This is a genomic window from Desulfovibrio sp. TomC (assembly GCF_000801335.2).
Classification (GTDB): domain Bacteria; phylum Desulfobacterota; class Desulfovibrionia; order Desulfovibrionales; family Desulfovibrionaceae; genus Solidesulfovibrio.
In genome coordinates this window covers 1-971 of sequence record NZ_JSEH01000132.1, presented here as the reverse complement: position 1 = coordinate 971, position 971 = coordinate 1, and the positions used below count along the sequence as shown (strand labels likewise).

Annotated in this window: 2 protein-coding genes; both read right to left on the bottom strand. The window is 59.9% G+C overall.

Annotated elements, in window-relative coordinates:
- The coding region (locus NY78_RS21845; RefSeq protein ID WP_043641358.1) for an IS66 family transposase zinc-finger binding domain-containing protein at positions 1-614 on the bottom strand (614 nt) is incomplete at its 3' end.
- A 49-nt stretch (positions 615-663) separates the two neighbouring features.
- The coding region (gene tnpB / locus NY78_RS21840) for an IS66 family insertion sequence element accessory protein TnpB (RefSeq protein ID WP_043641356.1) at positions 664-971 on the bottom strand (308 nt) is incomplete at its 5' end.

The window sequence follows — 971 nt, the reverse complement described above, 5'->3', positions numbered from 1 at the left end:
AACTGGGCTTCCTGGCGATAGAGGGGAAGCGCGTCGGCGTATTTGGCCACGGCGACATGGGCCAAAAGTCCCGGGGTGACGATGCCCTGGGGGATGATCTGGGGCGGCATGGGCGCGGTTTTCACGGTCGGGCCGTCATCTTCCACGCCCTCGCAGATCCGGCAGGCATATTTGGGCCGGATGTAGCGGATGACCTGGATCTTGGCCGGCACGATGTCGAGCTTCTCGCTGACTTCTTCGCCGATGCGCACCAGGACCGTGCCGCAGGGGCAAGTTTGCTCCGATTCCGGCAGATCGTGGACGACTTCCACCCGGGGCAGATCATCCGGGATGGGCCGACGTCCGCGTTTGCGGCGGGTGCCCGCCGGAGCGCAAGCGTCCTCGAAAGTCTGCGGCTTGTGCTCCTCCACGGTCTGTTCGGCTTCGTCGAACAGGGAAAGCTGCTGCTCCTGGCCGGTGCGGGGCTTTTTCTCGGACTTCGGACCGTAGATGATCAAGTTCAGGAGCCGGATGCGTTGCTCAAGTTGGGTTATCTGCGTCTGATGGTCCGCAGCCATGTCGACAATGAGAGCTTTAAGGGCGGCAGGGTCATCAGGGAGGGAAAGGATATCCACGGCCCAAGCTATATGCCAGTATTGTCCAATTTAATCAATGCAATACTGCTTAAGAGATCGTCGAATACTCCAGTCGAGAATGCCCTTTTACGACCAGGGGATCAAGGCCGTCGAGCAGCCAGACGAGCTGCCTGGAGTCGATGGCCAGCACTTCGGCCTCGCGAGTCAGCCAGCGGAACACATGGCGCTCCAGGCGCTTTTGCCAGAGACAAAAGCCATTACGATCCCAGTAGAGCAGCTTGACGATAGTCCGACTGCGGTTACAAAATCCGAACAGGTGGCCGGCAAACGGATCAAGCGTAAGCTGCTGTGACACCAGGATGGACAGGCCGTCGATGGCCTTGCGCATGTCCGTGG